Annotated in this window: 29 protein-coding genes; 12 read left to right on the top strand and 17 right to left on the bottom strand. The window is 56.7% G+C overall.

The window, feature by feature from the left end:
* Positions 1 to 182: 182 nt before the first annotated feature.
* The 6 genes from COA55_RS13045 (at position 183) to COA55_RS13020 (ending at position 5567) form a co-directional block, all read left to right on the top strand.
* Complete coding sequence (locus tag COA55_RS13045) at positions 183 to 647, top strand: NfeD family protein (protein ID WP_290502523.1); 465 nt, start codon at positions 183 to 185, stop codon at positions 645 to 647.
* 61 nt (positions 648 to 708) lie between these two features.
* On the top strand, positions 709 to 1668 hold the full coding sequence (locus COA55_RS13040; RefSeq protein WP_290502522.1) for a slipin family protein: 960 nt from the start codon (positions 709 to 711) through the stop codon (positions 1666 to 1668).
* 205 nt (positions 1669 to 1873) lie between these two features.
* Positions 1874 to 3412 (top strand): DUF1254 domain-containing protein, encoded by a 1539-nt coding sequence (locus COA55_RS13035; RefSeq protein WP_290502521.1) that lies wholly within the window; start codon positions 1874 to 1876, stop codon positions 3410 to 3412.
* 190 nt (positions 3413 to 3602) lie between these two features.
* Positions 3603 to 4142, top strand: coding sequence for a lactoylglutathione lyase (gene gloA, locus COA55_RS13030; protein WP_063521287.1), 540 nt, complete (start codon positions 3603 to 3605; stop codon positions 4140 to 4142).
* Positions 4143 to 4258: 116 nt separating this feature from the next.
* A complete protein-coding gene (locus COA55_RS13025) occupies positions 4259 to 4747 on the top strand; it encodes a helix-turn-helix domain-containing protein (protein WP_290502520.1) in 489 nt (162 codons plus the stop codon).
* A gap of 160 nt (positions 4748 to 4907) precedes the next feature.
* Positions 4908 to 5567 (top strand): YoaK family protein, encoded by a 660-nt coding sequence (locus COA55_RS13020; protein WP_290502519.1) that lies wholly within the window; start codon positions 4908 to 4910, stop codon positions 5565 to 5567.
* Between the two features lie 38 nt (positions 5568 to 5605).
* Here COA55_RS13020 and COA55_RS13015 read toward each other — a convergent pair whose 3' ends face one another.
* Genes COA55_RS13015 through COA55_RS12995 form a run of 5 tightly spaced genes read right to left on the bottom strand, consistent with a single transcriptional unit; the run spans position 5606 to position 8104 of the window.
* Positions 5606 to 6181, bottom strand: a complete 576-nt coding sequence (locus COA55_RS13015) for a DJ-1/PfpI family protein (protein ID WP_363970580.1) — start codon at positions 6179 to 6181, stop codon at positions 5606 to 5608.
* Positions 6182 to 6198: 17 nt separating this feature from the next.
* Positions 6199 to 6534: a TfoX/Sxy family protein gene (locus COA55_RS13010; protein WP_290502518.1), complete on the bottom strand. Its 336-nt coding sequence runs from the start codon at positions 6532 to 6534 to the stop codon at positions 6199 to 6201.
* Positions 6534 to 6959, bottom strand: a complete 426-nt coding sequence (locus COA55_RS13005; RefSeq protein ID WP_290502517.1) for an MAPEG family protein — start codon at positions 6957 to 6959, stop codon at positions 6534 to 6536. The genes COA55_RS13010 and COA55_RS13005 overlap by 1 nt, the downstream gene beginning before the upstream one ends.
* 40 nt (positions 6960 to 6999) lie before the next feature.
* Positions 7000 to 7392: a DUF1294 domain-containing protein gene (locus tag COA55_RS13000; protein ID WP_290502516.1), complete on the bottom strand. Its 393-nt coding sequence runs from the start codon at positions 7390 to 7392 to the stop codon at positions 7000 to 7002.
* Positions 7382 to 8104: a 16S rRNA (uracil(1498)-N(3))-methyltransferase gene (locus tag COA55_RS12995; RefSeq protein ID WP_290502515.1), complete on the bottom strand. Its 723-nt coding sequence runs from the start codon at positions 8102 to 8104 to the stop codon at positions 7382 to 7384. The genes COA55_RS13000 and COA55_RS12995 overlap by 11 nt, the downstream gene beginning before the upstream one ends.
* A gap of 105 nt (positions 8105 to 8209) precedes the next feature.
* Here COA55_RS12995 and COA55_RS12990 point away from each other — a divergent pair, with 105 nt between their 5' ends.
* Positions 8210 to 9196, top strand: a complete 987-nt coding sequence (locus tag COA55_RS12990) for an alpha/beta fold hydrolase (RefSeq protein ID WP_290502514.1) — start codon at positions 8210 to 8212, stop codon at positions 9194 to 9196.
* A 248-nt stretch (positions 9197 to 9444) separates the two neighbouring features.
* Here COA55_RS12990 and COA55_RS12985 read toward each other — a convergent pair whose 3' ends face one another.
* The 5 genes from COA55_RS12985 to COA55_RS12965 all read right to left on the bottom strand — a co-directional run bounded on the left by COA55_RS12985 (position 9445) and on the right by COA55_RS12965 (position 13381).
* The gene (locus COA55_RS12985; RefSeq protein WP_290502513.1) at positions 9445 to 9693 is read right to left on the bottom strand and encodes a hypothetical protein; all 249 of its coding nucleotides are present in this window, start codon (positions 9691 to 9693) and stop codon (positions 9445 to 9447) included.
* Positions 9694 to 9807: 114 nt separating this feature from the next.
* Positions 9808 to 10146, bottom strand: a complete 339-nt coding sequence (locus COA55_RS12980; RefSeq protein WP_290502512.1) for a hypothetical protein — start codon at positions 10144 to 10146, stop codon at positions 9808 to 9810.
* A 594-nt stretch (positions 10147 to 10740) separates the two neighbouring features.
* Positions 10741 to 11556: a hypothetical protein gene (locus COA55_RS12975; protein WP_290502511.1), complete on the bottom strand. Its 816-nt coding sequence runs from the start codon at positions 11554 to 11556 to the stop codon at positions 10741 to 10743.
* A 64-nt stretch (positions 11557 to 11620) separates the two neighbouring features.
* Positions 11621 to 12235, bottom strand: a complete 615-nt coding sequence (locus tag COA55_RS12970) for a hypothetical protein (RefSeq protein WP_290502510.1) — start codon at positions 12233 to 12235, stop codon at positions 11621 to 11623.
* A 444-nt stretch (positions 12236 to 12679) separates the two neighbouring features.
* Entirely contained in the window at positions 12680 to 13381 is a 702-nt protein-coding gene (locus tag COA55_RS12965; protein ID WP_290502509.1) for a TetR/AcrR family transcriptional regulator, read from the bottom strand.
* Positions 13382 to 13709: 328 nt separating this feature from the next.
* On the opposite strand from COA55_RS12965, the gene COA55_RS12960 reads away from it, so the two are divergent.
* From COA55_RS12960 to COA55_RS12945, 4 genes are all read left to right on the top strand, one after another.
* Positions 13710 to 15152, top strand: a complete 1443-nt coding sequence (locus COA55_RS12960; protein WP_290502508.1) for a coniferyl aldehyde dehydrogenase — start codon at positions 13710 to 13712, stop codon at positions 15150 to 15152.
* A 175-nt stretch (positions 15153 to 15327) separates the two neighbouring features.
* Positions 15328 to 15861, top strand: coding sequence for a twin-arginine translocation signal domain-containing protein (locus COA55_RS12955; RefSeq protein ID WP_290502507.1), 534 nt, complete (start codon positions 15328 to 15330; stop codon positions 15859 to 15861).
* A gap of 61 nt (positions 15862 to 15922) precedes the next feature.
* On the top strand, positions 15923 to 17533 hold the full coding sequence (locus COA55_RS12950; RefSeq protein ID WP_290502506.1) for a GMC family oxidoreductase: 1611 nt from the start codon (positions 15923 to 15925) through the stop codon (positions 17531 to 17533).
* Positions 17534 to 17719: 186 nt separating this feature from the next.
* Positions 17720 to 18583, top strand: coding sequence for a PA4780 family RIO1-like protein kinase (locus COA55_RS12945; RefSeq protein ID WP_290502505.1), 864 nt, complete (start codon positions 17720 to 17722; stop codon positions 18581 to 18583).
* A gap of 56 nt (positions 18584 to 18639) precedes the next feature.
* On the opposite strand, the gene COA55_RS12940 is transcribed toward COA55_RS12945, so the two are convergent.
* The 3 genes from COA55_RS12940 to COA55_RS12930 form a co-directional block, all read right to left on the bottom strand.
* Entirely contained in the window at positions 18640 to 19017 is a 378-nt protein-coding gene (locus tag COA55_RS12940; protein WP_290502504.1) for a hypothetical protein, read from the bottom strand.
* Positions 19018 to 19192: 175 nt separating this feature from the next.
* Positions 19193 to 19744, bottom strand: a complete 552-nt coding sequence (locus tag COA55_RS12935) for a DUF4334 domain-containing protein (RefSeq protein WP_290502503.1) — start codon at positions 19742 to 19744, stop codon at positions 19193 to 19195.
* A gap of 167 nt (positions 19745 to 19911) precedes the next feature.
* On the bottom strand, positions 19912 to 20310 hold the full coding sequence (locus COA55_RS12930) for a MerR family transcriptional regulator (protein WP_290502502.1): 399 nt from the start codon (positions 20308 to 20310) through the stop codon (positions 19912 to 19914).
* Positions 20311 to 20413: 103 nt separating this feature from the next.
* Between COA55_RS12930 and COA55_RS12925 the strand changes: the two genes are divergently transcribed.
* Positions 20414 to 21481, top strand: coding sequence for an SDR family oxidoreductase (locus tag COA55_RS12925; RefSeq protein ID WP_290502501.1), 1068 nt, complete (start codon positions 20414 to 20416; stop codon positions 21479 to 21481).
* 141 nt (positions 21482 to 21622) lie between these two features.
* Here COA55_RS12925 and COA55_RS12920 read toward each other — a convergent pair whose 3' ends face one another.
* Genes COA55_RS12920 through COA55_RS12905 form a run of 4 tightly spaced genes read right to left on the bottom strand, consistent with a single transcriptional unit; the run spans position 21623 to position 23970 of the window.
* Positions 21623 to 21982 carry a hypothetical protein gene (locus COA55_RS12920; RefSeq protein ID WP_290502500.1) on the bottom strand — a complete coding sequence of 120 codons (360 nt, stop codon included), beginning with the start codon at positions 21980 to 21982 and terminating at the stop codon, positions 21623 to 21625.
* Between the two features lie 55 nt (positions 21983 to 22037).
* A complete protein-coding gene (locus tag COA55_RS12915; protein ID WP_063519699.1) occupies positions 22038 to 22442 on the bottom strand; it encodes a roadblock/LC7 domain-containing protein in 405 nt (134 codons plus the stop codon).
* On the bottom strand, positions 22439 to 22990 hold the full coding sequence (locus tag COA55_RS12910) for an ATP-binding protein (RefSeq protein ID WP_290502499.1): 552 nt from the start codon (positions 22988 to 22990) through the stop codon (positions 22439 to 22441). Before COA55_RS12910 ends, COA55_RS12915 begins: the two co-directional genes overlap by 4 nt.
* A 2-nt stretch (positions 22991 to 22992) precedes the next feature.
* Positions 22993 to 23970, bottom strand: a complete 978-nt coding sequence (locus COA55_RS12905; protein ID WP_290502498.1) for a hypothetical protein — start codon at positions 23968 to 23970, stop codon at positions 22993 to 22995.
* Positions 23971 to 24395: the final 425 nt, after the last annotated feature.

The raw sequence follows: 24395 nt of genomic DNA, 5'->3' as shown, positions 1-24395 counted from the left end.
ACTCGTGACTCGTCACTTTTCCCCGAAGCGCGGCCCAGCACATCGCCCAACCCAACCCCCTTCCCCGCGTTGTAACTTGAAGCTTGAGGCTTGCAACTGCGCATTTTCAGCCATTTCCTACCGACGGACCTGTCACCAACGTGCTATCTTTGTGCATCAGAATAATGCACAGGAACACAGGTATGGATATGCCGGAATACAGTTACTGGATTATCGCCGGGCTCGCCCTGATGATCGCCGAATTTGCCGTCTCTGGCCTGGTGGTGATCTTTTTCGGCATCGCTGCTCTGCTGGTAGGCAGCCTGAAATTTCTCGGCCTGCTTGATGACACCACCTGGGAACTCACTATTTTCGCTGTTATCAGCGTGCTGCTGCTGGTGTTTGTGCGCCGGGTGCTCAACGACAAACTGATGGGCCGCGAGCGGCAACGCCAGGGCGAGGAAGACAGCGCCGGCCTGATCGGCCACCGTGCCACCGTGGCTGAAGCCTTTGCCAAAGGCACAGGCACCGTGAACTATCGTGGCGCACGCTGGCAGGCCCAGTGCAACCAACCGCTGAATCCTGGGGACATGGTGCGCATCACCCAGCACGAAGGACTCTGGCTGACCGTGGAACCCTGGCCGGCGGTTAAACCTGAAAACGACTGACGAACCCATTACGGATTTCTCTTTCTTTCACCACTCTACGCAATAACAAGGAACTGTATTCATGGCTGGTTTGATTATTTCCGGACTTCTCGCTCTCGGCGTTGTCGTGCTGCTCTTCATGGTCATTCGCATCGTGCCCCAGCGGCAGGTGTATGTGGTGGAACGGCTGGGCAAATACCAGACCTCCATGGATGCGGGGCTGCACTTTCTGACCCCCTTTATCGACCGTGTCGCCTACAAACATTCCCAGAAAGAAATCGTTCGCGACGTACCGCGCCAGAGCTGTATCACCAAAGACAACATCGAAGTGTCTATTGACGGCGTCATGTACCTGCAAGTCATCGATCCCAAAGCCGCCAGTTACGGCGTAGACGACTACGTCATGGCCGCCCAGCAACTGGCTCAGACCACCTTGCGTTCGGTGATCGGTAAAATTGATCTGGACAAAACCTTCGAAGAGCGTGGCGAAATCAATATGGAAGTGGTCCGCGCCGTGGACGAAGCCGCCCAACCCTGGGGTGTGAAAGTCCTGCGTTATGAAGTGGCCGACATCAACCTGCCCGTGTCCATCAAGGACGCCATGGAGAAACAGGTCCGTGCCGAGCGGGAGCGTCGCGCGGTGGTGGCTGAATCCGAAGGTGAACGCCAGGCCGCCATTAACCGTTCCGAGGGTGACCGCCAGGCGGCGATCAACCGCTCCGAAGGTGAAAAGCAGGAGATGATCAACATCTCTGAAGGTGAAAAAATGAAGCAGATCAACGAAGCGGAAGGGCGCGCCCAGCAAATCGAGCTGATCGCCACCGCCACCGGTGAAGGTCTGCGCCAGGTTGCTGCGGCCGTGAAAGAAGACGGCGGCCAGGAAGCGGTCAGCCTGCGCATCGCAGAGCAATACGTTACCGCCTTCGAGAAAGTGGCCAAGGAATCCACCACCATGCTGCTGCCCCAGGGCCTCAGCGATATTGGTGGCACCGTCGCCAGCCTGCAGAAAGTCCTCAAGACCGTGGAAAAAACCCCGGCTTGATTCCCGCCCCTGCGAGCGACCGCCATGCGATCGCTCGCAGGATTATCCCTTCCTTACTTCGCACTCTTCTTTCCTGCTAACGCCCCGTAAACCTCGCCCTGTTCACACTTTCCTGGTAAACCCGTCTAAATAAAAAAGCCTGTTATCTGCCCCATGGTAATTAACCGCCCCCTGCTATAGGTTTCATAAGAACAGGAATTCTGACATGGAGAGTATTATGAAACCCGGCATCATGGCCGCGGGTCTGCTTGGGGCTGTTGCCCTCGTCGGCTGCAACAACGACAGCTCTGAAGACTCTGCATCGGCAAACACAACACCTCGCGAAAACACCCCCGCAGCAACCACCACAGCTCCTGCTAGTGAAACCCTTTCTCGCTCATTTGAAGACCTGAACCAGCCCGAAGAAGGGGCATCCATGTCAGAGTCTTACGCCAGGGTGGTTGCCGCTCAGGCCTATGTCTGGGCCTGGCCCATGGTCAACCAGGCGAATCGACGCGCGGGCATTACCCAGGCACCCAAACCCGGGTTACTCAACGGCATCGTACCGGTGGCTCCTCAAGGGCACATTGCCATGCTCAGTGACTACATTGATCCGGCAGAAACCTTTGTCACCTGCCCCAATCAGGATGTGGTTTATGGTCTGGGTTTCTTCTCACTGAACGAGCAACCCGTTGTTATCCAAGTACCGGATTTTGGCGACCGTTTCTGGGTCTACGCAATTTATGACCAGCGCACCGATCAGGTAGGCGAGCTTGGCAGCCCCTACAGCACCAAACCCGGCTTTTACCTGTTGGTAGGCCCGGACTGGGAAGGAGAGGTTCCCGAAGGGATCAATGATGTGATCCATTCCTCGACGGAGCTGGCCAACATGATTCCCCGGGCGTTCATGGATTCCACAGAAGAAGACAGGAAAGCCATTCAACCGGTGATTCGCCAAATCAATGCCTACCCACTGTCAGAGTTCGATGGGGAAATGAAAACCGTCGACTGGTCGCAACTTCCTTCTTTCCCGGCCCCGCAAAGCGATGGAGAGACCAAGTGGGTGGTGCCGGAAAAATTCTTCGAGCAATTACCCGCCGTACTGGATCAGGTGCCACCCTTGCCAGGCGAGGAAGCCATTTACGCCAATATTCGTGCATTGCTTGCAGCCGCCGAGCGCGATCCTGACATCAAGCAAGCCATTCGCGATGTTGCCATCGAAACGGAAAAGACGGTGATTGCCGACTTTTTCAAATGGGAAAACAACGGCAAGCCTGCCGGCAATGGCTGGAACCGTTCCGTCAACAATGCAGAGTGGGGCGTGGATTACACCATGCGCACCGGCACCGCCCGCTCCAACATGTTTGATAACCGCCCCAACGAAACCCAGTATTTCTATACAGACAACGACGGCAATGGCCAACAGCTAACCGGGGACAACCTCTACAGCATTACTTTTGCCAAGGGAGAAACCCCGCCGGTGAAGGGCTTCTGGTCGCTGACGCTGTACAACGATAAACATTTGTTCTATCCCAATGATCTTCAGCGTTACTCCCTGGGCACCAAGAACAAGGACCTGAAGCGTAACGATGACGGCTCCCTTACCCTGTACGCCGGGCACAACAAGCCATCAGAGGACAAGTTAAGTAACTGGCTGCCCGCACCGCAGGGCACCTTCTCTCTCTACATCCGCGCCTATTGGGGCAAGCAAGCCATTCTCGATGGCACCTGGAAACCTCCAGTCATCAAGAAAGTCAGCCCGTAAGCATCCGAAAGGGGCGCATTCAGCGCCCCTTTTTCAGCTCCATCACCAAACGTCGCGCGGGACCCATTCTTGCAGCACGGCTTGCTTTCAAGCTATTGCGGGCGCACTTTCACCCGCTACCGGGTTGCATTCCCTCCCCGCCGTCCCGATAGTCTGTAGCACCCTATGCACTGACTGATCTGGAGCCCCCATGTCCCGTCATTTTGAAAAAGCGGAAGGCCTGTTCGAACACCCGGATGAGGTCACCCATGAGTACCTGTTCAACCAGACCATGTTGCGGATCAAGGATCCGAAACCAAGCCTGGACTTCTACACCCGGGTGCTGGGCATGCGCCTGGTGCGCAAGCTGGATTTTCCCGAGATGCAATTCAGCCTTTATTTTCTCGGCTATCTGAGCGAAGAAGAAGCCGGTGAAGTACCTGGCAACGATGCCAAACGTCTGACCTTTACTTTCGGCCGCGAGGCCATGCTGGAACTGACCCACAACTGGGGCACTGAAGATGACCCCGCCTTTTCCTACCACGATGGCAACGCCGAACCCCAGGGCTTTGGCCATATCGGCATTACCGTTCCCGACGTTTACGCAGCAGCGGAGCGCTTCGAAAAAATGGGCGTGACGTTCGTCAAAAAACCGGATGACGGAAAAATGAAAGGCCTTGCTTTTATCAAGGACCCGGACGGTTACTGGATTGAAATACTGCAAGCTGACATGATGGAAAAGCAGGCGTAATCCGGGCAACAACATTTCACTTTTTTTACAGTAAAAAAGTTTTTTTGCCTCGCTCCGCGCTTGCCCCTAAGGTGGGATTTTGGCTTAACTCGCAAATCTCACCGAGGGGACAATCCGTGGCCACCACTTCCTTACTGACCGCACAACAACGCAAGACCTGCCAAACCCAAAGCAATCAGCCCGCCCCCAACGGCCCCCGTGCCAAAGCCTTACTGGCCCTGGACAAGGGCAGCACCCAGCAACAGGCCGCCGATGAATCCGGCCTGTCTATTGGCCAGGTGCGCTATTGCCTGCGCCGCTTTCGCACCGTTGCGCTGCAGCTGTTCGACCCGGTCACACCATCGGCAAGTAAACCAGTTGCCAAAACTGTTACCCCCGGCAAAGACGACGCGGCCGACAGCAAGCCGGCCAAAGACACCAGCAAACCCAAAAAAGACAAGGGCAGCAAGAAAGGCAAGGGCAAGGGCAAGGGCAAGGCACTGAAGCCAATCAAGCCCAAGTCGGACAAGGGCGATAAAAAGTCCAAGAAGAAAAACAAAAAGTCAGATAAAAAAGACAAGAAAGCATCAGGAAAAAAAGGCAAAAAGAAAAACAAGAAGAAGTGAGCTAGCGCCGCCAAGGGTCTCTCTGCGTCTTTTTATCCCACGATTGGGAAAAAGTGTGGGCGAGTAGCCAGATTTTTTTTGCCACACAAGCCTCTGGCCCTGGCGTCAGCCGCCCGTACTACACTGCCGTTTTTGATAATCGGCCAGACGGGGGGATGCCTTGCTGACGCGTTTACCACCCTGGGTGGAAGTCGGGGCCTTTCTGCTGGCCTTTCTCGCCGGCAGCGTCAATGCGGTGGGCCTGCTGGGGTTCAGCCATCAATCGGTATCACACCTTACCGGCACCTCCTCGCTACTGGGCCTGGCATTGGCGGATGTTGATCTGTCCGTGGCCCTGCACCTGCTGCTCACCCTGCTGAGCTTTCTCGCCGGTGCCGCCCTTAGCGGCATACTCATCACCAGCACTGCCCTGAAACTGGGCCGCCATTACGGTTTCTCATTGCTGATCGAAGCGGCTTTGCTGGTTGTGGCCATGCTGTCTCTGCAACAGGGCAGTGATCTCGGCATCTATCTCGCCTCCATGGCCTGCGGCCTGCAGAACGCCATGGTGACCACCTACAGTGGCTCCATCATCCGCACCACCCACCTGTCCGGGATTTTCACCGACCTGGGCATCATGCTGGGCAACCGCCTGCGCGGCATCCCCCTCAATGGCCGCCGACTGCTGCTGTTCGTATTGCTGATTGGCGGCTTCATCTGTGGCGGCGTGGTCGGTACCTGGCTGTTCCGGTTGCTGCATTTCACCGCGCTGATGGCCCCGGCCACCCTGGCCGTCTCCCTGGCCGGCGTGTATTGGGCGTACAGCCGGCGATATCGTTAAGTCACCCGATCTTTTTGCCTGGCTGGCGAGCCAACGCATCACCGCTGCCAGGCATAATCCATCTGCCGGGCCGTCTTGTCCGCCAATTCCCGGCCATGCAGTCTTTCCACCAGATGCAGGCTCATATCGATACCGGCGGAAATACCCGCCGACGTGAGACGGTTACCATCCTCTACCCAGCGGATTTTTTCCTGCACATCCAGCGCCGGGAAACCATGGCGCAGGTCAGCGATATCTTCCCAGTGGGTGGTTACCCGCTGATCGGTGAGCAGCCCGGCCTCTGCCAGTAGAAAGGCACCCGTACAGACCGACGTTACCCAGCGGGCGCCGTGGCCGGCCTCGCGCAGGGCTGTCAGTAACACGGAATTTTTCATGGCAGCGGTATGTACCCCTCCACTGACCAGTAATACATCCAGAGGCGGATGATCGGCGAAGGTGAAGTGACTTTTCACCGGCAAGCCACCTCTCGCCATCACCTCAGGGTTTTCACTGATCAAAGACACCTGCCAGGGCGGGCTATCACAAAGCCGGGCGGCGGTAGCGAACACTTCAAAAGGGCCGGCAAAATCCAGTACTTCGGCATCATCGTAGATCACAATCCCGATTTGCAGCATGGTCATTCCTGAATGATTTATTTGGGTGGCAGGGTACGCACAAAAGCAAAGCAGTGAGATAACCAGTCCTGCAAGGCAGCATCATCGGCCACCGTATCGGCGTCGATCATCAGCATGCCCTTCATGGGCTTGCCGGTGAAATCCATCTCGCCGGCTCCTGGCTTGGCAAGCAGGGTGCTGTAGGCGTCCGGCCCGACTCGGGCCATCATCCGGTCTCCCAAAACGCCGCAACACATGTTGCCGGCGATCATGAAACAGAGGCCACCGAACATGCGCTTTTCATCGGGTAGGGCACCACTGACAGTGCGCAGCCCTTCGCGTACCCGCAACGCCAGATCAGTATCAAAGGCCATCAGAACACGGCGCGCAACGCATTCACGGTTAACCCAATCAGGGCCAGTGACGACAGGGCAAACAACACAAAGCGCAGCTCGATCTTGTTGATCAGTGCCTGCAGCAACGAATGCACCACGCGGATACCCACATAGGCCCAGGCCAACGTCAGGTTGATGCCATCACCCTGGCCAAGCAGAGCCAACGACAGGGCCACGGCATAAAACGCCGTGGGCTGTTCCATCAGGTGATTGTAGTTATCCGCCTTCCAGCGCACACGAGCGGGCAGGGTGCTCATCTGTTCACCGCGCGGGGCATTCGGGTCCGGCTTCATGTTGGCCGCTTTCATGGCCGGCAGGCGGGTGATGTACATCCATAGCCACATGACCATGGACCAGGCGACCAGGACCACCACCGGTGTAATTATCGGGCTGGTTAACGGCATTGTGTTCTCCCTTTTTCGTTATTGTCTATACAGCCCGCCGCTACCACAGCAACGCAGCCACCATTGCCATGTTCAGCAGCACCGTGCACCAGAAAATGCCGGTAAACGGTTGCTTGCGGGTTTTATGGCGAAACAGGGGGCGGGCCAACATGCCCCCAGGCCAGCCTCCTGCCAGCGATAACAGATGCAGGCTTTGCTCGGGAATGCGCGAGCGGGCATGCACCGCCGCACGCTTATCCCAGGCATACAACCCCAGCGTGAACACCGAGAGCCCGGCATACACTGCCGCCAGCCAGGGCAGCAGAGGGTCGTGGCGAGCATAAAGGCCGAGCAGCAATGCAAACCCGGCTACGCCAATCAGCGCTGTAGCGATGCCTGATGTTCCACCGGCAGTGCGACGACGCGCTCTCCGGCCCTTTCTCCTAGCGGCCATGCCACGCCCACAGCGCGGCCAGTAACGCCACCGGTGCGGTTTCCGCCCGCAATACCCGGTTACCCAGGGCAAAGGCGACAAAACCGTTTTCCTCTGCCGCGCGCAATTCGTCATCGGAAAAACCGCCTTCCGGGCCGGTGAGCAGGGCCAGTTCCGCTACGCCTTTCAGGGCAGCGGGGGAGAACGGATTTTTCCCCGGGTGGGCAATCAGTCGCAAGCCTGGCAGATCCCCGCTCAGCCAATCCTTGAGCGACCTCACACCGGTGACCTGCGGCACCCGGTTCAGGCCGCACTGCTCACAGGCACTGATCGCCACCTGCTGCCAATGCCCCAGCTTTTTATCCTGCCGCTCGCCCTTAAGGCGCACCTCGCAGCGCGAGGTATCCAGAATCACCAGGGAACGGGCGCCCAGCTCGGTGGCTTTCTGGATCGCATAATCCATACGCTCACCCTTGATCATCGGCAGCGCCACCGTCACCGCCAGCGGGGCGGCGCGGTCTTCATCGGCAAAGCGTTGCGGCTCGATGGTGACCGCTTTTTTGTTGATGGCCGTTATGCACGCCAGCCATTCCCCCCCGCGGCCGTTAAAAACTACCAGTTCCTCGCCCACCGCCATACGCAACACCTTGCCAATGTGGTGGCTGGCGCTGGCGCCCAACGCTACGGCTTGCCCGGAGTGAAAATCCTGATCATCAAAAAAACGGCGCGGCATGGAATCTCCATCACGAATAGCTGCCAGCGGGAAAAACAAAAGGCTACCATACGTACGCCGCGCCTCAGGCGTGATTTTTCCTGACCACTGGATGAGACCCTGTCTATGGGCGAGATCGTACGGTCCGCATTTCGACCACCGCTATGGCTACGCAACCCGCACCTGCAAACCCTGTGGGGGCCCATGGGCCGTAGCCTGCCCGAGGTAGAACGCCGCAGTGAACGGCTGAACCTGAAGGACGGTGATTATCTGCTGCTGGACTGGGCCGGGCCGGAAAGTCGCCCCGGGCAGCTCACCGTGCTGTTACTCCATGGGCTGTCCGGCTGCAGCGACTCCCATTACATGCGCGGCATGCAGAAGGTGCTGGCCGAGGCGAGCATTCGTTCCGTGGCCATCAACAGCCGGGGCGCCAAGAAACCCAACGACACCGCCCTGTGCTATCACGCCGGGGAAGTGGACGATGTGGATGCGGTGATCAAGCATGTGTTCCATGAAAACCCCACCGGGCACCGCATTGCCATTGGCGTTTCCCTCGGCGGCAGCCGCCTGCTGAACTGGCTGGCCCACCGGGACAATGGCGACCTGACCGCCGTGGCCACGGTCTGCTCTCCGCTGCGGCTGGACATCTGCGCCAATCGGCTGGATCAGGGCCTGTCGAAACTGTACCGCCAGCACCTGCTGAAAGCCTTGCTGGGCAATTTTGCCGTTCAGAAAACCCATCTGGACAAGGTGAATCCGCCGGAAGCCAAACGCCTGCATCGCCTGAACATGAGCGGCATCCGCTCATTCTGGCGTTACGATGACCAGATTATCGCGCCGCTGTACGGCTTCCGTAGTGCCTACCACTATTACGCACAATGCTCCGCCGGCCCCAAGCTGCTACAGATCCGCACCCCGACCCTGATGCTGCAGAATCGCGACGATCCCTTCATGACCCCGGAGACGCTACCGCGCCAGGAAGAACTGGGGCCGGCCGTCACTCTGGAAGTGAGTGATTACGGCGGGCATGTAGGGTTTGTAGGAGATAAAAGCCAACGTTACTGGCTGGAGCAACGCCTGCTGGCGTTTGTGCAGGGGTTTGGGTTTCGCTGACAGGGGTGGTTTTCGGCAGAGAGAGGGGGTCAGGGCCAATAACAACATGGGGTCATGCCAGGATGCCATGGAGCTCAGTGAAATGTGAAGTCTGACTCCGAGCCCCTCTGCCTGCATGCGAAAGATGATGACGATCTTGAATGCAATGGTTCGCGACCAGAGGCCATGGCAGATGACATGAAATAAAGTCGGCTACAGGGTTGATTTGGGATCACAGTCGCTTGTTATGTGAAACTCTCTCGCAGAAATCACTCATCAGTTTTACACCTTTGAATCTTCCACCTTGATAAAGCGATAAGAGCCACCCCGAGGGAAAGAGCCACTATCCCCTGATACTCAGACGACTCTGCTGGTACAATTTTATAATACGCACCAAGCTCTCGCCCAATAACAACATCAATTGTTGACTGCCAAAAACCGACGGGAAGAAGTCCTAGAAAATAGAGGCCTGCATAAATAATGCATAGAACTCCCACCACAAAAGAAAACCACTTCATCCGCCTACACCTAGCCTGATCACACATAACGGCTTAGTGAGGCGCGCCGCCCGGACGGCCCAATTTCAGGCGACCTCGTGTGCCGGCGTCGCCTCGACCAAATTGTTATACGCACTAGCGCCTTCCCTTGTCTTTGTAGTATTGAAAGGCTTCGTCAGAAATTGGGCCCTTGGCTTCTCCGGACTGCCTTTGACGCATCTCAAAATCTTGTACGGCTTTTCGCTCCAATCGACGCTCCCACCACTTCGCGTCACTTAGCATCCGTTTGGCCTTACTCCTAAGAGCCTCAGCATTCTGCGAGGCAGCGGTCAAAGAACACTGGGGTGGCTCGAGGCCCTGCCCCCTGCAATAATCCAATGCATCCGCCAACCCCTGTGAAGATATGATTTCGGCGGATGCTTCCGCATGCTTCTTCGCGCTGGATTTTGCTTCACCTAATTGATCTTCCAACATCGACATCATTTCCCTCAACTGAACTATGAGAACGTATAACGCTTTGCTAAACGGCAGCCGAAACGCAGTGCAGGCTGTCAGGTGGAGGGCGCGCTTTTTGCGCCCGGAACGAATTTGAGCAGCTTTTTATAAGGCAACATTTCTATGCACGTAGCTCCAAGCTGACACCGAACAAACAAGCCCCACCCCACCATAAATACTAAGAAAAGCAATGGACTGAAAGCTAAATGCTGTACACGAAACACCAAACATAACTACAGGAGTAAATAAGCCTACAACAAAGCCTCCCACGGTATAGACGAAAAAGCTCAACCAGTTTGACCAAGAATAAAACTGCCACAAGCGAATTAATGGGTATGCCAACAATAGGCAAACAGCAAAAGCTATAGGGAAAGTAATGAGACCAAAAAAAGTTGCGGCCCCGCCAAAGGAGGGCAGGCTAACGATTATTAGAAACAGAGCCCCTACGAAGGCTGATTGGATGCTAGATACAATTACGTGCTTCCACATGCTCAAGCCTTACGCTCGCGTTACGGGCTAGTTTGTAGCGACAGCGGAAAACTAGTCCCCGTACACGCGATTGTTAGGCCTCGACTAGAAAACTGTCTTCGCAACTTTAGACACCCCTTCTATCAAATCGTCGACCTGTTCGGGGGTTGGTTCCTTTTTCTTGTTGTGATCGCATAGGTTCCGGATATCCGCGAGATGCTGATGAAAGCGCCATTGAGGCGTTTCTATTACCCCAGCGTTCTTAAGGGCATCATTCAAATCTGCAATCGTAGGGTGCTTCTTGGAGATCTTTAAGTTGTGATTCATGCAGACTTCGAGCAAGTGCTTTTCGAGAACAACCCCTGCAACGGCGCCAGCCGCGCGCAAAAATTTGTGTTTCAACAGTTCCCGGGCGGCGTCGAGCTCAGAATCAAGAAGATCAGCTTGAACAAGCTGTCGAATATCGTATAAAGAGCTTTCGAATCGCCCCTTCAGGGACTTTAGAATAGCTATTTGCTGCTTGAGATGGGGCATGGCCGACTTGAAATCTGCAATCACCTCGTATCGATTGCGTGTGATCCGCAATCCCTGTAGTGCATCTTCAATGCGGTAGTTTTCAAAGCTGATCTCTTTTCGACCCTTCGGCTTCTCGTACAAGCGGATGAAATCCGGAACCCGGTCCGGAAGAAGTTGCTTTAATATTGCGATGCTCTCAGAGTACCAAGATTGATAGGCGTCCTTGAAGCTGGGCAAAGCATCTAAATGTTCTTTAGCCGCCTTTTCGTTGCCTTTGCAGGTTTCGAGTACCGCTGCCTCGTATTCATCTCCATACGCTTCGTGCGCAAACGACTGCTCGATAAGAACAGATTCCCGCAACAACTTATCGAAGTCTTTCTTAAATCGGTCTAGATTTGATGACACTCAATACTCTCCGATTGTGGCCTAACGCTGCAAGCAGCGGCGGAACGTCCGCTGCCTTGCCTTGTTAATTAATTTTTCTTAGATGAGGACGAATAATGCTTTCAATATCCTCAATCGCTCTTGCTATTGCCGGACTTAATGTGTCAAATTCAAGGCCAGAAGCATTTAGATCGGCTCTGATTCTTGTCCCAAAATCTCTGTCCTCAAAGTCCTGGTTGCCTGAATACTCATTCCTAAGATAGGTATCAATTGAAACTCTCAAACGAGCTGCTAATTGGCGCAATGATTGAGCTCGTTCTTTTACTTCGCTACCCCAAAGCGCCTCCGCCTCTAAGGTTGCTCCGTCGAACTCTTGGATTGCCTCAAAAACAGGCTCCCAGCGATTGTTGTACACATATAGCCAGGCATCGCCTTTTTCTTTATCTGAGTGACCGCCAAGACCACCTCTATACTCCTCCGGAAATTCCCCAGCTGATACGAACGGAGATCGGCAAGTTTCAATCGAATTCCTTAGCTTGTACACAGATCTGATAAAGCTTCTCGCAACCTCAAAATCTGCCTTTCCTTCAATTTCTGAGCGCCATTTCTCAATCCCCTTGTAGGCTGCATAGGCTGTAATGGCTGCAGCCCCAGACAGAAATATATCCTTAACGATGCTAAAAAAATCTACGGCGGTCATTCTCTTTCCACTAATTAACAGTTATTAGGAAGCCGGCTCGAATATCCAATGAACGCGCCGGCTTCATATCACAAAATACAAAATTGCATATCGAAAGATAAAAGCAGAAAAGTCAGTCAGTTACAAACCGCTCTGTTTACACATGATTCAATATGTTGACCTCTTTTTTCCCTTCCCCAATAACACTGACCATAAAGACAGAGTTATTGGGAATAGCATTCAGCCCATGCACAAGAAGCGTGCAGGCCGCTCCATAGAGGCAAACAGCCATCGGTTATCAACGTCTGCATTTGAAAGGGGCGGGTGGGATATATCGGGAAAAGGGCGAGGCCCTGCGTCTTCACCACAGGAGCCCAGAGCACACCGAGAAAAGAGGGTTTTCCTCCGTGAGCTCTGTGCCCTCTGTGGTAAAACCGTTTTTTGCAGTGGCAGATGGAAGGGCAGCTATTCGCTGCCGGTTCTGTCCAGCCCGGGCACATGGCCGAGCAGCAGGGTCGAGGTATTATTCGCCGCCCGGTAGCGGGCCTTCATTTCTTCCAGGTGCTCACGGGCCTCGCCGCGCAGGAAGGGCTCTTCCAGGCAGATGATCTGGTAAACGCCGTGACGCATCAGGGCTTCGTCCAGGGCTTCATCCGCCGCCGCGTCCGGGCGCAGGCCGTGTACCAGCCCGGCCCAGGATGACATCAGCACCCAGGTGTTCACCATCAACCCCTGCAACTGTTCGTCGTCCAGTTCCAGGATGCCGCTACTGCGCAGCTCGCCATAAATCACCCGCCCCCGCTCCAGTACGATTTCCACAAAGGCCTGATAGCGGGCGGCCAGCTCCGCATCGGCGTGCAGGAAGTGGGTCAGGTCGCGATGGAAGAACCGGTACTGCCACATGGACGCCAGCAACCCCTCGAAATAGTAGGTCTTGATGGTCCAGGTCAGCGGCCCCTGGGGGGCTTCCAGAAGGGTCAGCAAGTGCTGGCTATAGCGCTCGAACAGCGCCGCCACAATCGTGCCCTTGTTCCGGAAGTGGTAGTAGAGGTTGCCCGGGCTGATGCCCAGGGCCTCGGCGATGTGATTGGTGGTCACATTGCGTTCACCCTGCCGGTTGAAGAGGGCGAGGCTGGTGTTGAGGATCCGTTCCTTGGTGCTGGTCATTGTAGGCCAAATGTTGTGATTTCATTACCGCAGGTTGACTCCTAGAGTAATTACTCTAAAAATCAGACTCAAGGTTAATTTTTGATCGGCAATCAGCACTGCCGGTCTTGTCATCATACATAATCCTGAAGCCGCGATTTCAGCGTGGATGGATGGCGTAAGAATTTGCTGTCACAGGGGATTTTCTGAAGAAGCGTCGCATCAGGGAATGCGATCGACTGAAGAAACCTTTCTTGTCAAAAAGAGCCTGTGGCGGCAAAGGCTTGCGTCAGACGCCGCGAGGAAGTCGCGGACTCAGGATAAAAAAAGCCTCGGGAGGCAAGTGACCATGGTCGCCGAAGTCAAAGAACTGCAACGCAACAATACCGCTATCGAACGCATGCACCGCATCTTTGATGCCCAGAAGGCCGCGTTCCGCCAGCACCCTTACCCCAGCGCCGAACAGCGCATCGAGTTGATGGGCCGTTTCAAGCCGCTGCTGCTGGATAACATCGATGCCTGGGTCGAAGCGGTCAGCAACGATTTTTCCAACCGCGCTGCAGACGAAACCAAGCTGGCTGAGATTATGCTCAGCCTGGAAGCACTCAAGTACAACAGCAAGAAGCTGCGCAAGTGGATGAAGGCAGAAAAACGTAGCGTCAGCGCCCTGAGTTGGCCCGGCAAAACCTGGGTGGAATACCAGCCGCTGGGCGTGGTGGGCATTATCGTGCCCTGGAACTATCCGATTCAGCTGGCCCTCGTGCCCATGCTCACCGCGCTGGCCGCCGGCAACCGGGTGATGGTGAAAATGAGTGAAGCCACTCCGCGCACCGGCGCCCTGCTGGAAAAACTGGTCAGCGAGGCGTTTCCGGAAGAGCAGGTGGCCGTGGTCAACGGCGAAGTGGATGTGGCCCAGGCTTTCTCCGAAATGCCCTTTGACCACATGCTGTTCACCGGCTCCACCGCCGTGGGCAAGCACATCATGCGTGCCGCCGCCAACAACTTGACTCCGGTGACCTTGGAGCTGGGCGGCAAGAGCCCCTGCATCATCGGTCAGGACTTCCCCATGAAGGATGTGGCCGAGCGGATTGCCTTCGGCAAGTGCATGAACTCCGGCCAGACCTGTGTGGCCCCGGACTACATCCTCTGCCCGGAAAACCGGGTACGCGAATTCGTGGATGCCTGGACCGCCCAGGTAAAACAGTCCTACCCCACCATGGTGAACAACCCGGACTACACCGCCATCGTCAACGAGCGCCAGCTCAAACGGCTGCAAGGCTACGTCAGCGAAGCCCGCGAGAAAGGCGCCGAGGTAATCGAGATCAACCCGGCCAACGAAGACTTCAGCGGCAGCCAGAAGCTGCCCCATACCATGGTGCTCAATGTCACCGACGATATGCAGATCAGCCATGACGAAATCTTCGGCCCGCTGATGATCGTGGTGCCTTACAAGACCCTGGACGACGCCATTGATTACGTGAACGAGCGCCCCCGTCCACTGGCCCTGTACTACTTCGACTGGGACCAGGCCAACGGCGACAAGGTGCTCAAGAGCACTCACTCCGGCGGCGTTTGCCTGAACGACACCATCTCCCACGTGGGTGTGGATGACATTCCGTTCGGTGGTATCGGCCCGTCCGGTATGGGCGCCTACCACGGTCCGGAAGGCTTCAAGACCTTCTCCAAGGCCAAGGGTATTTACAAGAAAGGCAAGTTCAACGCCACCAAGTTTATCCTGCCGCCTTATGGCCGTGGCATGCACAAGATGATCGACAAATTCATGCTGAAATGATCAGTTTCAAGTTCAAAGTATAAAGTTTAAAAGCGCGGGAAAGGCCTTTGTCCTGGGACGACCACACCCGCGCCATTACCGTTAATCGCGGACCAGGCATTACAAGACTCAACAATCTCAACCGCGTTGTAACTTTCAACTTGCTACTTTCAACTCAAAAAAAGAAGAGTGCGCTATGGATCAGGGAATCAATCGCCGCGGCTTCCTCAAGCTGAGCGCCGCCGGCAGTGCAGTACTGGCCACCGGTTCCGGATTGGCCTTGCTCACCGGTTGCTCCAGTAACGACGGACCCGCACCCGGCTACAAACACTTTCGACAGCAAGACGTGGATCTACTCACCCCGTTGGTGGGGGCGGTGCTTGGCTCCGCCCTCACCGATGTGGGCGCCACTGCCGAAGACGGCATGAAAGCCTTCGATGACCTGCTCGATGGGGGCATGCCCGGCACTCGTGGTGCGCTGTTCCAGGTGCTGGACCTGATGCAGCTGGGCGCTGCCCGCTGGTATATCACCGGCACCTGGGCCAGCTTTGCCGATCAGAGCGAAGCGGAACTCACGCAGACCCTCACCGAGTGGGCCGCCAGTGAAAGGGGCCTCAGCCGCATGGCCTTCAAGGGCCTGACTCAGCCGATCTATATGGCTTGGTATGTGAAACCTGAAGCCGCCCACAGCACCGGCTACCCCGGCCCACCCCGGAAAATCGTTGCCTGACACGCGCCGCTTGCGGCCTTTATTGCGTGTGCACTGCTAGCCAAAGAAAAAGGATAACGCCATGCAGGACTTGACCACCCTCACCATCAATGTGAAAGACCCGTGGAAAGACCCGGCCAACGGCTGGGACGTGCTCGACGGGCGCACCATCACCGACAACCGCACACTGGAAGCCGACGTGATCATCGTCGGCACTGGTGCCGGCGGCGGGGTCAGTGCGGAAATTCTCAGCCAGCGTGGCCTCAAGGTCATTCTGGTGGAAGCGGGCAAACTGAAAAGCTCCGACGACTTCAAGCTCGATGAAGGCCAAGCCTACCGGGACCTGTACCAGGAAGGCGCTCTGCGCGCCACCAAGGATGCCGGGATGACCATCCTGCAGGGACGCACCGTGGGCGGCACCACCGTGGTCAACTGGACCAGCTGTTTCCGCACCCCCCACGAAACCCTGCAATACTGGCACGACGAGTTCGGCGTGCAGGGCCTCAGCCGTGCCCAGCTGGACCCCTGGTTCCAGCAAATGGAAACCCGCCTCAAGGTAGAAAAGTGGGCCATGCCCCCCAACGCCAATAACGATGTGATGAAACGCGGGTGCGACGACAGGGGCTGGCATTCCGCCTTGATTCCCCGCAACGTGAGCGGCTGCTGGAACATCGGCTATTGCGGCATGGGCTGCCCCACCAACGCCAAGCAATCCATGCTGGTCACCACCATTCCCGGCGCCCTGGATCACGGCTCCACGCTGATCCACAGCGCCCAGGCGGACACCCTGATTATCGAAGGTGACACCGTCACCGGGGTGCGCGTGCGGCCGCTGAATGACGACAAGGTACCCACCGGCGCCACCGTGACCCTGAAAGCGAAAACCGTGATTGCTGCCGGCGGCGGCATCCAGAGCCCGGCACTGCTGATGCGCTCCGACGCCCCGGACCCGAATGGTCTGGTAGGCAAACGCACCTTCCTGCATCCCACCAGTTTTGCCTTCGGCCTCTACGACAAGGAAATCGCCCCGTATTACGGCGCCCCCCAGTCCATGTATTCCGACGAGTTCACCTTCAAACACGGCGTGGATGGTCCTGCGGGCTACAAAATGGAAATGATGCCCATGCACCCGGGCCTCTCCAGTGCCTTGATCGGTGGCTTTGGTGAACGGGCACGGGATGAAATCGAGCGTCTGCCCAATCTGGCCGCCTCCATTGCCATGATCCGCGACGGCTTCCATGACGAGAACCAGGGTGGCGTCGTGGAACTGCGTGACAATGGTGAACCGCTGCTGGATTACCCGGTAAATGACTACCTGCTGGAGGGCACCAAGCGGGCCCACCTGAGCATGCTGGAAATGCAATTCGCCGCCGGCGCCAAGGAAGTGCGCCCCAGCCATTCCCATGCCGGCTACTACAAAAGCTGGAAAGCGGCCCGCGAAGGCGTGGCACAGCTGGACTATGCCCCGGTCATCACCGGCCTGGGCAGCGCCCACGTGATGGGCGGCCTGACCATGGGCCAGGACGAGAGCCGCTGCACCGTCAACAGCGACGGCAGCTACAAGCACCTGAACGGGCTCTACATCATCGATGGTTCCGTGTTCCCCACCAGCATCGGCGCCAACCCCCAGCTGTCCATCTACGGCCTCAGCGCTCGCAACGCCTCCGGCCTGGCCGAAAAGTTGAAAGCCTGAGCCATACTGCAGGAGTTTGCTTGCAACCGAACCGGTGTCGAGGTTCGTTTGCAAGCAAACTCCGACAGTGGCAACCGCATGCTGTAGCCACATCAATATGAGCCCTAGTCGCCCCCAACACCGGTTCCCGCACGAAAACCACAGGAAGCAGGCGAAGCCGCGCGCCAAATAAGGTATAAGTGCGGCATGAAAACCCCGCAACGTTTACAGCCCCTGGTCGACGACGGTCTCGTCGATGAGGTCATCAGCCGTCTGATGAGTGGCAAGGAAGCCGATATCTTCGTGGTCCGCTGTGGCCAGGACATCCGCTGCGCGAAAGTCTATAAAGAAGCCGCCAAGCGTAACTTCAAGAAAGCCGCCCAGTACCGGGAAGGGCGCAAGGTACGCAACAGCCGCCGCAGCCGGGCCATGGAAAAAGGCTCCAAGTTTGGCCGCGAGCAGCAGGAAAAGATCTGGCAAAGCGCCGAAGTCGATGCCTTGCGCTTACTGGCCCAGGCCGGTGTCCGCGTCCCCAGGCCCTACGACATGCTCGAAGGCGTATTGCTGATGGAGCTGGTCACCGATGATGAAGGCGATGTGGCCCCGCGACTCAGCGATGTGGTGATGTCCGCCGAGCAGGCCGAAGAAGACCACGCCCTGATGATGCAATACGTGGTACGCATGCTCTGCGCCGGCATCATTCACGGCGACCTGTCAGAATTCAATGTGTTGGTGGATGACTACGGCCCGGTGATCATTGACCTGCCCCAGGCCGTGGATGCCGCCGCCAACAACAATGCCGAAGCCATGCTGTACCGCGATGTCGACAACATGACCCGTTACTACAGCCAGTACGCGCCGTCACTGCGTGGCAGCCGCTACGGGCAGGAAATCTGGGCGCTGTATGAAAGCGGCGAGCTGACACCGGACAGCGAACTGACCGGCGAAGTGGACGACGACGAGCACATTGCCGATGTGGATGAGGTGCTGGCAGAGATCAAGGCGGCCTTCGAGGAAGAACAGGAACGCCGCGAGCGGCTCAGCGACAATCCTGAGGACGGCGGATACTGAGCAACGTGGAACACACGGGTCTGGCGCAAACGCTCAGCCCCCGTGTGCCCTGGTAATCAACACTGGACAGGAATGTATTGCATCACTGCCGGCACCCTGTCGGAACAGCCACGTACGCACTTCATCGTGACTACACCGCTTTCCTTTTCCGGCTCCCCCTCCTGCTGGTACAACGAACCACTCAGGCCATTGCCGGGCGAGCCGGAGCACACCAGCATCATGGTCTCGCCCTTCATGAAGACACAAGGCTCATCCGTGAACCGGTGTATCGAGTCGACGCCGCTATCTGCCGCTTGGGGTAACCGGACAACGCCGCTGCTTTGCATACCAAGAGCAAACGTCTGGCCGTCGTCACTGCGGCCTTCCAGGCGACCCACCGACTCCGCAGACACCAGCGGCGATAGCATCAACAACACCATCATCCAGGTTCGCATGACAACCTCCTTGTCATTGAAGCGAACCCTCACTAGAGCAAATTTGTACGCATTTTGAAATAGCCCCCAGCAGGGCACAGATAACCTGCGCCACGGATGCCATGAGCGGATGTTTCAGGGCGCAATCCGGCAGGAAACCTCAGCGGTCATCCCGGCGCAACACAAAGAAAAAGGGCTACTTCATGCCTTTCAGGTCCATGATGCCGAGCACCGTGTGGTCGTCCACCTTGCGGAACACATCATTGATCGGCAGGTTGTCATACTGCATGGTCGCCGTGGCCACTCCCCGGTAAGTCGTAGTGCGCAGACGCGCGGCGGACTTGCGCCCGGACAACAGCGGCAGCACCCACTGGAACACCTTGCCCACAAACGACGACTTCAAAAAGGGCATCTGGTCGAGCAATCCCAGCCCCGGCATGGCCAGCAACGGCTTCACCGAGGTTAGCTTGCCGGACACCTTGCGAAACACCAGCGGGTGCACATGCTCTTCGCTCTCGAAACGCTTGCCATGCCAGTGGCAACGCTCCAGCACCCCGTCCAGCGGGTGCCCGGTTTCAAACCCTTCGCCTTCCCAGGCACCGATCATGAAATCCAGCGCCACTGGCTCCAGGGCATCAAAAATCGCCAGCGCCTCATCCCGGGTCGCGTGCCCCTGTGCTTTTGCGGCAGTGAACGACAGGCCCGGCACAGCCTGAACAGAAGGATTGGCTTGCGTTGCACGACTCATGGGCATTCCTGGCACGTAGTGAATAGAGGGAAATCACGCTAATGGCCGCGCCATCCGTGTGCCAGTAAAAAAACGCACTTGTCCGACCAGGGCACTAACCAAAACCACCAGAATTGACAGGAAACGCTGCGCTGCCCGCAGCAAGGAAACAACAACGGCAAATGCGTTTAGTCAGCCGCTGAATCACTGAGACAGGACTGGCGCCGCCGCTGCGCCTCGGCACTGGCTAGCAAGCGTTTCTGCTCATCACCCAGCATGGCACTGACCGCCTTCAGTTCAGCGATCTTGCCATCCACCGCCGCTTTCTTCTCGGCCATCAACGCCGCCCCCTGATCACAATCAATACTGTCGCTGCGCAGGGCGTCCAGCACCTCACGGATTTCCTTGAGCGAAAACCCCAACGCCTTCAGCTGGCGCACCATGCCCACCCGCTGCACCGCTTTTTCCGAATAATCCCGGTAATTATTGCCCCGGCGGCCCACTTCCAGCAGCAACCCCTCTTTCTCGTAATAGCGCAAGGTATGGCGGCTCACACCCGTCCGCTGTTCCAGTTCTGCAATGCGCATAGGGCACTCCCTTATTCCCTGTTGACCTTAGAGCATACTCTACACCTTAGCGTAGTCATGAGCTTTCTCCGCACCTCACTGAAAACAGGAAAAGGACATCATCATGACTTTCTTTATCACCGGGGCTACCGGCTTCATTGGTCGCCACGTATGCGCCAGCCTGACCCGCCATAACCACGCCGTGGTCGCCATGCTGCGACAACCCGAGGTTCAACTCGACACCCTGCGCCAGCAGGTGGACAGCCTCGGCGGGCAAGGCCACTTGCTCCAGGCGATCAGCGGCGATCTGGACCAACCGGAACTGGGCCTGACCACCGCGCTCCCCAAACTCGATGCCGTCATCCACCTCGGCGCCCGTTTCGCTTGGCGGCTCGATACCGAAACCGCCCGCCGCACCAATGTAACCGGCAGCCTGGCCGTGGCCGAACTGGCCCGCCGCCAGCAATGCCGTTTGGTGTTTATCAGCGGCTTTATGCTGGAAAATCACGCGCACCTGAATCGGCTTGGCATTGATCCCGCCACCCCATCACACACTGAATGGCCGAAGGTTTACCGGCGGGCTGGCGGCTATGAAGCCAGTAAACTGGAAGCGGCCATTCGCGCCCGGGCCTTTGCCAGACAGCACGCACTCGATTTTGTGGAAGTTCAGCCCGCCACCGTTGCCGGCAATAGCCATACCGGCGAGCTGGATAACAGCCAACCGTTATACAGCCTGCTCGACAACCTGGCCTGCGGCCGCCTGGCATTGGTACCCGGCACCCGGGCACACTGGCTTCCCCTGGTGGCAGTGGACCATCTGGCAGACATCATCCGCCTGGCCGCCACTGCCGACGTGGTACCTGAAAAACTGCTGGCCCTGGACAGGCAGACACCCAACCTGCAGCCCCTGCTGGCGCAGGCGGCTTCCCACATGGGCAAGCGCGCACCCCGTGGCTATATTCCCATGCCCGTACTCGCCGCACTGTTACGCATACCCGGCCTGCCGGCATTGATGAACACCTACCCGGAAGCGCTTCATTTTATTCAACCCACGCGTTTCGATACGGCGGCCACAGAAGACTTTCTCAAGCAGCATCAGATTGCTGTCCCCAAGATGGAAAAAGTCATTGAAATGAGTACCCGGCACTACAGCCAACAGCACACCGGGCTGAGCCCTGCAGAGTGGCGGTAGGAGCGTGCTTGCACGCGAAGGAGCCAGGCTGCGATCCGCCGTCTGCCAGAAGGTGCGCCGGACGAAACCGTTAAGCCACGAAAAGGGAAAAGGAAAAGAAAAAACCCCGCCACCCGATCGGCATGGCGGGGTGAAAGCAGATTACAACGACAGCGTGGATTCCACTTCCTGACAGTTACGGCGGGCCAGGGCCAGGTTCGATTTGTTTTTGTCCAGCACCAGATAGATAAACAGCCCTTCTTTCGAAGATACCGGACGAATAATGTGATACTGGGTCCCGAGGGTAATCAGGATGTCTTCAATCTTGTCATTGAGCCCCAGGGACTTCATGGTTTTCAATTTGGCGCGGACCACTTCCGTGTTACCCGCCGCTGCCAGCTCCAGGTCCAGCCCGGTGCCGGACTGACCCAGTACCATACCACTGTTGGCATCAACAATGGCGGTACACATGGCACCATCAGACTGCAGCAATGTATCCATACTTTCTTTGATATTCGCCATGGTAAATCTCCTTCAACACTTGTGTTATCCCGAAATTTTTAACGGGTTATAAAATTTACTTTTTTAGTTTTTCCTCAAGAGCGGCACAACAGTTCTTGGCCCCCCAGAGAAGCTGCCCCAACAGAGAGGCATCGTTAGCCACCACGGCAAGTGCCAGTGGAGGTTTTAGATTCGGAACCTTCATGACCGCAACCACACCTTCATCGGATTCGACGATCAACCGGCTGCATTCAGAAATGCCGGCTTCCTTGGCGATGGCAGAACTGATCGCCGCCAATGAACTGCCCATGGCCGCAAGCCGGCTTGCACTATCCTTATTCACCTGCAACGAGGCCACTTCAAAACCATCCGTACTGAGTAGCACGGCGGAGGTAACGCCTTTGGTATTTTCCTGAAAGTTTTCCAGTTCTTTCTGGGCAACCGCCGTTTCAGTTTTTCCAAGCGGAGAGGTAGCTTTCATGCTTGCATCATCCCCATTTCGTTAACTTCAATCTGGCAGAGCAACGCCTCGACCAGTAACAGAACATCGTCTTTTTCCCTGACATCCACGGAAAAAATGGGCGGTGAAATATGGCGTTCCAGCAAGGTATCAGTGATTCGTTCGATCACTTCAAAATCCTCGCTGGCCAGACGGCCTACACCGATAACCATTGGCATGGCACCCTGCTCCCAGAATGCATCCACAAACACTGACAGGTGGCTATCCAGATCCGGGTGCTCGCCATTTAGCAGCACAATCACGCCAGCAGCATTATTGGCAAGAATCGGCCACATGAACCGGAAACGCTCCTGGCCCGGTGTGCCATACAAGCGCACACCACCGCCACCGGGGATATTGATGTACCCATAGTCCAGCGCTGCCGTGGTCATTTCCTTGTCGCACTGATCGATATCGGTATTCACCACATCCGTGGAGACACATTCCTGGTCACTTAACGCCGTAATTGCCGTGGTTTTCCCTGCCCCCATGGGGCCGGTGAAAAGAATTTTGAATTCGTCATTTGTCATTGCTAAGCACTCAACCCCAATCGACTGCGCAATCCTTTGATCAAACCACCAAAGCGTCCTTTTCCTTCTTCGGCAGACGCCTGCGGCAGCGACACCTGAACAGCTTCCTCGAACACCATCAGGTCACTCATCTCACAGGCATTAATGAAGCGGTCCAGCTCTTCCTCGCTGCAATGTGAAACTTGCTGAACCTGTTCACGCGTTAACGGCCGTTTGGTCATCAACGCACACAGTGACAAGTGGGTACGGCTTTTTTCCAGCGTGCCAAAACTGGGCCACCGTTTAAGATGAAAGGCCCCTTCAGGGTTCATCCAGGGCGCCAAGTGCGTGGCACTGTAGCGGGACACCATCCAACACAGAGAAAACAGCGGGCAAGCGACCATCTCGTCCGACACGACCTCGGTAGTCGGCGTCAGAGGGCCCAACTCTACAGAGGCGGCAGCCAACTGGCGGAACAGCGCCTTGCTGGCATAGAAACGCTGGGACGCCGGTTTGAAATACAACAAACCATGTGGCGACGACGACACCAGCAGCCCTGCCGGGTTAGACACGCTTCCATTAACCACCTCATGCAGGGATAACCAGAAAGGGGAAACGCTATTGGATACGGTGGAAGAGGACACGACGCCCTGTGAGGGCGAATGGGGCTGGGGTACCGACGGCCCTTCGAGCGCCAAGGTGCCCGCCACTTCGTCGAGTACAGACAACAACTGCATAACCCGGAAGGGGTGCTGTAGAACAAACGGCGACGCCGGTTTTTTCTGATTACTGTCGTATACGACAATGCGCGGCTTGTCGCTGCGAGCCCAGCGCTGTGTTTCATCCGTTTGATCGCAGGAAATCATCAGCACATCTGCGCTGTCGGGATCACTATGACTCCAGCTCACTTCGGACCGGCCATCCATGATCTTCAACATGGACAGGCAGGCGCTTGCCGTATCATCCCCCAATCCTACAAAGCCCAGCCGTTGATTTTTCATCGTTCTCATAGTCCATGAAATCGGCATCTGTCCCTGATGATCCCAGCCAGGTGACCCCCCCACTGGGACCGGCGGCTTCCGATGCTAAAGCCGGTTATTAAGTAATGTGACCTGAGTCCCAAATTAGTCCTGTGCGATTTCCACCAGCAAACAGATGGCGACAAGCGGACGATAAAAGAGGATGAGCCTATAAAAATAATTGCTCTTCAGGCCCTCCACTAAAAAGCAAGCCTCTGGACCTACGTCTTTTCCCTGACTTTGTGTAAGCAAATGCTTACACCAGATCGCCATTTTCAGGAATTTTGTCCCCTGTTGACGGCCGATACGGCCTGTGGGGCCGCGCCGGACAGGCCTGCAACTCTGCCACCGCATCGGGTATGCTTGCGGCACAGTGGGTATCCGGGGTGCTCCCGGGTACGGTTTCT

The sequence above is a fragment of the Alcanivorax sp. genome (assembly GCF_002733835.1).
In the GTDB taxonomy this organism is placed as follows: domain Bacteria; phylum Pseudomonadota; class Gammaproteobacteria; order Pseudomonadales; family Alcanivoracaceae; genus Alcanivorax.
This window is presented reverse-complemented; position numbering and strand designations above follow the sequence as displayed.

Coding starts and splice junctions, on each gene's coding strand:
- COA55_RS12905 (WP_290502498.1), bottom strand. CDS start 23,970: ATGAAAAATCAACGGCTGGGCTTTGTAGGATTGGGGGATGATACGGCA.
- COA55_RS12985 (WP_290502513.1), bottom strand. CDS start 9,693: ATGAAGTGGTTTTCTTTTGTGGTGGGAGTTCTATGCATTATTTATGCA.
- COA55_RS12965 (WP_290502509.1), bottom strand. CDS start 13,381: ATGACCAGCACCAAGGAACGGATCCTCAACACCAGCCTCGCCCTCTTC.
- COA55_RS13035 (WP_290502521.1), top strand. CDS start 1,874: ATGGAGAGTATTATGAAACCCGGCATCATGGCCGCGGGTCTGCTTGGG.
- COA55_RS12915 (WP_063519699.1), bottom strand. CDS start 22,442: ATGAAAGCTACCTCTCCGCTTGGAAAAACTGAAACGGCGGTTGCCCAG.
- COA55_RS12995 (WP_290502515.1), bottom strand. CDS start 8,104: ATGCCGCGCCGTTTTTTTGATGATCAGGATTTTCACTCCGGGCAAGCC.
- COA55_RS13010 (WP_290502518.1), bottom strand. CDS start 6,534: ATGGCCTTTGATACTGATCTGGCGTTGCGGGTACGCGAAGGGCTGCGC.
- COA55_RS12945 (WP_290502505.1), top strand. CDS start 17,720: ATGAAAACCCCGCAACGTTTACAGCCCCTGGTCGACGACGGTCTCGTC.
- COA55_RS12910 (WP_290502499.1), bottom strand. CDS start 22,990: ATGACAAATGACGAATTCAAAATTCTTTTCACCGGCCCCATGGGGGCA.
- gloA (WP_063521287.1), top strand. CDS start 3,603: ATGTCCCGTCATTTTGAAAAAGCGGAAGGCCTGTTCGAACACCCGGAT.
- COA55_RS12955 (WP_290502507.1), top strand. CDS start 15,328: ATGGATCAGGGAATCAATCGCCGCGGCTTCCTCAAGCTGAGCGCCGCC.
- COA55_RS12990 (WP_290502514.1), top strand. CDS start 8,210: ATGGGCGAGATCGTACGGTCCGCATTTCGACCACCGCTATGGCTACGC.
- COA55_RS12930 (WP_290502502.1), bottom strand. CDS start 20,310: ATGCGCATTGCAGAACTGGAACAGCGGACGGGTGTGAGCCGCCATACC.
- COA55_RS13040 (WP_290502522.1), top strand. CDS start 709: ATGGCTGGTTTGATTATTTCCGGACTTCTCGCTCTCGGCGTTGTCGTG.
- COA55_RS13000 (WP_290502516.1), bottom strand. CDS start 7,392: ATGGCCGCTAGGAGAAAGGGCCGGAGAGCGCGTCGTCGCACTGCCGGT.
- COA55_RS12950 (WP_290502506.1), top strand. CDS start 15,923: ATGCAGGACTTGACCACCCTCACCATCAATGTGAAAGACCCGTGGAAA.
- COA55_RS13015 (WP_363970580.1), bottom strand. CDS start 6,181: ATGCTGCAAATCGGGATTGTGATCTACGATGATGCCGAAGTACTGGAT.
- COA55_RS13045 (WP_290502523.1), top strand. CDS start 183: ATGGATATGCCGGAATACAGTTACTGGATTATCGCCGGGCTCGCCCTG.
- COA55_RS12980 (WP_290502512.1), bottom strand. CDS start 10,146: ATGTTGGAAGATCAATTAGGTGAAGCAAAATCCAGCGCGAAGAAGCAT.
- COA55_RS12920 (WP_290502500.1), bottom strand. CDS start 21,982: ATGGCGAATATCAAAGAAAGTATGGATACATTGCTGCAGTCTGATGGT.
- COA55_RS12960 (WP_290502508.1), top strand. CDS start 13,710: ATGGTCGCCGAAGTCAAAGAACTGCAACGCAACAATACCGCTATCGAA.
- COA55_RS12935 (WP_290502503.1), bottom strand. CDS start 19,744: ATGAGTCGTGCAACGCAAGCCAATCCTTCTGTTCAGGCTGTGCCGGGC.
- COA55_RS13005 (WP_290502517.1), bottom strand. CDS start 6,959: ATGCCGTTAACCAGCCCGATAATTACACCGGTGGTGGTCCTGGTCGCC.
- COA55_RS12970 (WP_290502510.1), bottom strand. CDS start 12,235: ATGACCGCCGTAGATTTTTTTAGCATCGTTAAGGATATATTTCTGTCT.
- COA55_RS12925 (WP_290502501.1), top strand. CDS start 20,414: ATGACTTTCTTTATCACCGGGGCTACCGGCTTCATTGGTCGCCACGTA.
- COA55_RS12940 (WP_290502504.1), bottom strand. CDS start 19,017: ATGCGAACCTGGATGATGGTGTTGTTGATGCTATCGCCGCTGGTGTCT.